At 58.9% G+C, this 6,409-nt stretch carries 4 protein-coding genes; 2 read left to right on the top strand and 2 right to left on the bottom strand.

Features of this window, described 5'->3' with window-relative positions:
- Window positions 1-200: 200 nt before the first annotated feature.
- The gene (locus KH616_RS19855; RefSeq protein ID WP_292249844.1) at window positions 201-908 is read right to left on the bottom strand and encodes a hypothetical protein; all 708 of its coding nucleotides are present in this window, start codon (window positions 906-908) and stop codon (window positions 201-203) included.
- 189 nt (window positions 909-1,097) lie between these two features.
- Complete coding sequence (locus tag KH616_RS19850; RefSeq protein WP_292249843.1) at window positions 1,098-2,009, bottom strand: hypothetical protein; 912 nt, start codon at window positions 2,007-2,009, stop codon at window positions 1,098-1,100.
- Between the two features lie 679 nt (window positions 2,010-2,688).
- Between KH616_RS19850 and KH616_RS19845 the strand changes: the two genes are divergently transcribed.
- Window positions 2,689-4,170, top strand: coding sequence for an N-acetylmuramoyl-L-alanine amidase (locus KH616_RS19845; RefSeq protein ID WP_292249842.1), 1,482 nt, complete (start codon window positions 2,689-2,691; stop codon window positions 4,168-4,170).
- 65 nt (window positions 4,171-4,235) lie between these two features.
- Window positions 4,236-6,038, top strand: a complete 1,803-nt coding sequence (locus tag KH616_RS19840) for a caspase family protein (RefSeq protein WP_292249841.1) — start codon at window positions 4,236-4,238, stop codon at window positions 6,036-6,038.
- The last annotated feature ends 371 nt before the right edge of the window (window positions 6,039-6,409 follow it).

Below are 6,409 nucleotides of genomic sequence, written 5' to 3'. Positions count from 1 at the left end.
GCCGTACAGTTCACGCTCCACAATGGCGGACAGTCCGGGTCCCCCATGCAGGAACAGAGTGGTCGGCTGATTCACGCGCTACTCCCGATTGGCGATTGAGTGAATTGACCTAAATGTAGCGTGGTGCCTCGCATCGGCCTGACCCAGCGGCGCAGCGGGTGGCTCCCTATTCCCAAATCACAAGTAAAAGGATGATTTGACTATCGGTCCTTTTCGCAGAGCATCGGCAGACATCCGGGCTGGCGTATCTTGAGAACGAACGTCATACGCGGACTGGTTGCAAAATTGAAGACTGAAATGCTTCCTGGACCCGCCGGGAGGACCTTGCTGGCAGAATCCGACTCGTGCAGTTGACGTTGTTCGCACTGGCTGCCTGCCGACCCACAAAGGGTTACGCTCAGCGTGTCTTGCCCTGGCTGTTCGCGAGGGCCCGAAAATCCAGTGAAATTCTGTTTAAGCTGTTCGAGCGTCACCGTTACGGGCCCGCCTCGACCGAGAAAAAACATAATGCTGTGGTTCTCTCCTGTTTGGAGGGTTATCGGCTCGATATTGGTTATTTTGTCGGGGGCAACAAGAGGCACCCACTTATCCTGCTGGTCAATCGCAATAATAAGGCTTCCCGCAACAAAGAGTAGAAGCTGCCGAAATATGGAGTTGATGACTGGCATGTCGAATCCGACAAGTTTGAGACCTCCGCCGATTATTGCCGTGAGTGCACTAATGACGCCGAGACCTAACCATGTGCTGGACATGTTTTTTCTCCTACTCGTATCTGCCTGCCGCATATGCTCTAGCGAGCTCACTTTCGAGCGGCTGTATCGTGAAATGACCATAGTGTCGGGCATGGGGCTCGAGCCAAAATTGTCGATTGAGGTAACGATGTCGGTCTGGTCATCGATGACCGCCATGGCACCACTCATCGTGAGCATGCGCTGTCGGCTTGCGCGGATGAGGCAGCAAGCTCGAGAATCGCGATGGCCTTCAACAACGCCCTTTGGCGAGCGGATTGAGGTCGACACGATTTCACGGTTACCTCATTCAACTAATACGTGACCTATACGCAATGGAGGGCACGGCCAGTAGGAGATGTCGGCGCGTTACGGCGAAGTCGGCACGTGCGGCACATAGTTCGGCGTGACGTTGGTCTGCCCGTCGTTGTCTCCGATAGCCAAGGCGACCGGCATCGTGGACAGGCTGGTCGGGAAAACGTATCCGGCGCCCAGTGCGAACAATTGATAGGTGTTCGCCGTCTTGGTGGGCGTAATCGAGACGTAAAGGGTTCCGCCGTTGAGCGCGCCTTGATAGACGTAGGAATTCTTCCGAGGTGGCGTGTCTTTGACGAAGGCTCCTGCCGGGATGTTCAGCGTCAGTGAGCCAAACGTGAGGGAGACCGGTTGGGTGGATAAGTTGAGCCCAGTGCTGCCCGCGCCCAGCGTGAAGCTTTCGAGTGCGGAGAAATATGCGACCTTCGGCGCGAGATACACGGACGCCGCGTATTTCGCAAACGGCACATCGCTGATAAATGACAGGTTGTCGACCACAAAGGCGCCGCCGCCGTCATGAATCAGGACTTTCGTAATCGGATTGCCCGAGGAGGTGACCGACAGCGGTGGCCAGGTCTGGCCGGAACCAGCCGGAAGGATAGCCTGCCCGACCAACACATTCCCAGCATCGTAGGCGTAGATGCCGACTCCTGCGGCTCCGAGGACGTACGCTGACACCGTCCGAACATTGCCGGTGATGGCCTGATTCAATGTGAAGGTCATTAGCCCTCCGTAGGCTACGCCGACGTTGGGTGGCGTGTAGGCTGAGAAAGAGTTACCCAGCTGGTCGAGGGCCGTCACGCCCGACGCGAGCACCCCGACGTTCTCGTACTGGGTGGTGACATCGGTTCCGCTGGCAATGTCGTCGAAATTGATGACCGTCGTCGTCGCGTGAGCGACCGGCGGTACTGCCAACGCCATCGGCAGCGCCAGGCTGCCGAGCAATGAAAGAATGAGCTTGCGCATGACGGTCTCCCTTTTGACAGCAATTTCTTCGATGGGGATGGCCGCGATTCATGTGAGCAAAATCGAAAGGCCGCGACCTACTCCCCGCAGAATCACGATAGGTAGGAGTCGACCTTTGCACCATAGTCAAAATTGACTATGGAATTTCAGTTCTCGTATCCCCAAACTGCTTTCAAGAGCCCGGCGAGCGTGCTGCTGCATCGGTCGGGTGCTTTTGTCGGAGACATCACTGGCACGAGTAGGCTTTTTACCATCGCTGGCCGAATGCCGGGCATGTACTAACGATCAAATCTACGAATGGATGCGAAGTCATCGTCCCACGCGGCTTCCGTCGGCTCGAATACGAAACCGACGCTGTGATGATTGCGAATCCGGTTGACTCGAACACAAACATACATCGGGGTTGGAGTCGAAATTGGTAGCAGCGCACAGTACCTCCGGGACAGGAGTTGTACTCCACGTACGCCACCTCGGACAACGAGTCGATTCTTGCTAACTCGAACGTAGGCCTGGTGTGGTTGAAACCCGGCACGCTCAGCATTGCTGCACCGTCCGTCGGGCCGATAACGGCCAACGATCCGGTCGCGATCGGGCAGCCGGTCAACGTCTCCGCGAATTTCACGGATGCCAGTGCTGCCGACGCACACTGCAACCTGAATAAAAACCAGAGAGGTAAACCATGCCACGCTGCCCATTTGCCGTATGGAAGCCGATCTCCGGGTCCTCTGGGCCGAACCTAGGCGGCCCGTTTAAGATCGTTCACCACACAACTGAGGGCAGCACAGCCGAAGACGCGATGCAGGCCTTCGCGAACAATCGCTCCGACCCGCATTTCACCGTCGATGCCAAGCATATTTATCAGCATATCGACACCCAGGAGGGCGCGCGTGCGTTGCGCAATCTTACCGGTGGCGTGCCGACCAACCGGGATTCGGCCATACAGATTGAACTCGTTGGCTTTGCACATCTGCCGAAGGATCGGGGTGCGCTGGCCAACGTGGCGCGCTTATGCCGTTGGATCGAAGCGGCCCATTGCGTGCCGAAGGAGTGGCCGTCCGGCTTTCCCAAGCCGGCGAAGAACGGCCGGGACCCCGGCGGCCACAACCGGAACGCGCAGATCTGGGACACGAAGGCGGGTCACTACGGCCACTGCCATGTTCCAGAGAACACTCATTGGGACCCCGGCTACACGGTAGAGGAAGTCCAGTTCCTGATGGATGCCGCCTTCGATGAGGACGGGCGGCTCGTTCAGTCGCCTGAAATCAAGGAGATGAAGAGGTCGGTTGGAGGTGCAAAGGATCGGGGTGCGAAGGGCAAGGCGGCCAAGTTGTCGAAGGGACTGGCGAGCGTGTCGACGATGCCTGACCACGACATCGTCCCGACTGGCTTTGCGGCCTATCTAGGTGACCTTCCGGTCCGGGCCGCGCGGAAGCCGGAGGGCATCGAGGCCAGTAAGCCGCGCAAGAAATTGGCACGTGCGCTGGCAGATCCGGCGCAAGCAGGCACGGGTTCAGCCATGGTGGACGGTGGCAGCCTCGTCAGTTTCGTCGAGGGCATCAATGAAGAAGAGATGCAGGATATCCTCTATTCAGTCCAGATCGCGCAGCGTGGGGCCAGCGGGTTCTTCGATCGGTTCACCCAAACGCAGGCCTGGTACCAGAAGTACATCGAAATTCTAGTAAACCTCGGCTGGACCAGCGAGCAATTGATGTTCAGTCACTATGACCAGAGTCAGGGCGAATTCCGTATGGATCAGGCGGCTCTGGCGATCATCGCGGCGATCGCCACGCAGAACCAGTTGGCCGTGCTGCAGCAGTCGGTGGCGGCGCTATCGAAGGTGGCTGACACGGACGGCACCATTCGCCTCTTCGACTTCCATTCGGTCGAGCAGGACAGCGGCAACTTCCAGATCGGGGCAGTTCAGCGATCGCTCAACGGGGGCTTGGCTATGGCGCTGGGCGCCTTCTATTTCCGCAGCATGGATTCTCGTAAGCACTTCCTGTTTTTCAAGTGGGGCGAGCAATCGGTGAACTTCTGGGCGGCTGCGCAGCGAATGACGCTGAACCGCGAGTTTTACGCCAAGCGGCGGAGCGCCGTGATCGCCAAGCTCGGCACGGACGCTGATGACTACCTGGCCACGCTGCCAATCGGCAAACCATAGGCAAGCTTGGCCCCGAGTCGATGCGTCACGGTATGGCGACGGTCATCTATAGAGGAGACGGAGCAATGGCAAATTCGTTCTCGGTATTGTGCGTGCATGGCGTCGGCCATGGCGATGTAGATCCGAACCTGCGAGCATCCTGGTCACGGGCGATTCAGGACGGACTGGCAGCGTGGAACCCGAAACTGACGGGCGCGGTGGATTGCGAGTTCGTGATGTATGACGCACTATTCGACAGGCCGCCGCAGAACCCCGCCGCGTATGCCGTCGCATTTGCGCGCGTGCTGGCCAGCGGGGTGGTACACGGCCTCGGTGACTTGTTCTCTCGCTCACGCGGGTTGTTCGACATACCGGATGTCGTGCGCTGGACCGCCGGCATGGTCGCCCAATGGGTGAGCGACGACGCGTTGCGCGCGGACGCGCGCGCGCGCATCCTTGAGGCTCTGAGTGAGGGCAGTTACGACGTCGTCTGCGCGCACAGTCTCGGTTCGCTGATCTGCTACGACGCCTTTACGCAAAATCCGGCCGCCATCCGGGGCAAGCATTTCGTCTCGTTCGGCTCGCAAATTGGCAATCCCCTAGTGCGGGATTCCTTTGCCGGTCGCCTGATGCCGCTGGCACAGGCGACGAACTGGTATCACCTGTACAACCCGGACGATCACGTTCTAACCGCCGACATCCGATTGTCGGCACCGAACTTCATCGATGTCGGCACCCAGTTCGATATTCCGAACGATCCGCTGAATCACAGCGCGGTGTGGTATTTGTCCCACGAGAACACCCGGGCGACCGTTTGGCGAGGGATCGCGGGTGGAGCGCTTTCCAAAACGATGGCACGCGGCGTGAAGGAATTCGCGAAGGTCAACGCCAAGCCGTCACGAAGGGCATTGCTGGTGGGTATCAACGACTATCCGAATCCGGGCGATCGGCTGGAGGGATGTGTCAATGACACCTTCCTGATGAGCGCGATGCTGCAGGAGTGCGGATTCGCACCGGAGGAGATTCGCATGGTGCTGAACGAGCGAGCCACGGCGAAGGGAATTCTTGACCGCCTCCATTGGCTACTTGATGACCTCCAGTCCGGTGACGAGCGAGTCCTCTTCTATTCGGGCCATGGAGCCCAGATGCGGGTCTATGGGCCAAGCGACGAGATTGACCATGTCAACGAGTGCCTGGTGCCTTACGATTTCGACTGGACGCCCGAGCACGCCATTACCGACAAGCAATTCGTCGAGCTCTACAGCCAGCTTCCGTATGACGCCTATTTTGTCGGCATCTTCGATTGCTGCCATGCCGGTGGGATGACGCGCGAAGGCGGCCGCCGGGCGAGGGGTTTAACGCCGCCGGACGATATCCGGCACCGCGCCATCTACTGGGACAGCGCGTTGCAAGCGTGGCGAGAACGGTCGCTGCCTTCGCCCAATCCATCGCTGGCGGAGAGTCGGCAAGGCGTGAACTACCTCGGCACCAACGGCGCCACGTATCGAATCGGACGTGCCGTCGGCCTGCGCACGCTTCCCCAGCCCGCCTACGATGCAATTCGTAAAACACTGAAGCACAACGGGCCCTACCTGCCCGTGTTGCTCGAGGCCTGCCAGGAAGGCGAGCTTTCGTATGAGTATCGCGATGGCGCACAATCGTTCGGCGCCTTCACCTTCAATCTGGCCGCATCCTTGCGGAAGAACATGGTAGCCCACCGCAATCCGACGTTTGCGCAGCTCATCGCGGACGTCAGCGCGCGCCTCAAGGCCATGAAGTATGACCAGACACCGAATCTGGTGGGTGCAAAGAAGATTCTGACTAGGAAGATTCCCTGGGCCGGTGCGACGGCAGGAGGAAAGCCGAAGCCGAGGCGAAGTGCGACATGACGAACCCACCTGCGGTGGCACTGTATAGGAGGCACAGGAATATAGTCGGATTGTTTTGCGTGTAGCCGGGTGCCCCGTCTTGTCGGGCGCATGAGCCAATTGCCGTTATAGCCTGTGACGAGGTTTCGAAGAAAGTGCCACATTAAGTTTTCGACGTCGCTGGTCAGAAAAAGAGGCCCGGCTAGGCCTGGCCTCCTGTTGCGACGCCGACGACGACAGCTGCCGAATCTGGCACTGCGGGCGGTTGGAGGTGATACCGATCTTGCAAGTAATGCCGTACAGTTCACGCTCCACAATGGCGGACAGTCCGGGTCCCCCATGCAGGAACAGAGTGGTCGGCTGATTCACGCGCTACTCCCGATTGGCGATTG

Origin of the sequence: Burkholderia sp. (assembly GCF_018375725.1) — a bacterium.
Classification (GTDB): Bacteria; Pseudomonadota; Gammaproteobacteria; order Burkholderiales; family Burkholderiaceae; genus Burkholderia.
Note: the sequence above shows the minus strand (reverse complement) of the source record. Positions and strands in the feature narration are given on the sequence as shown.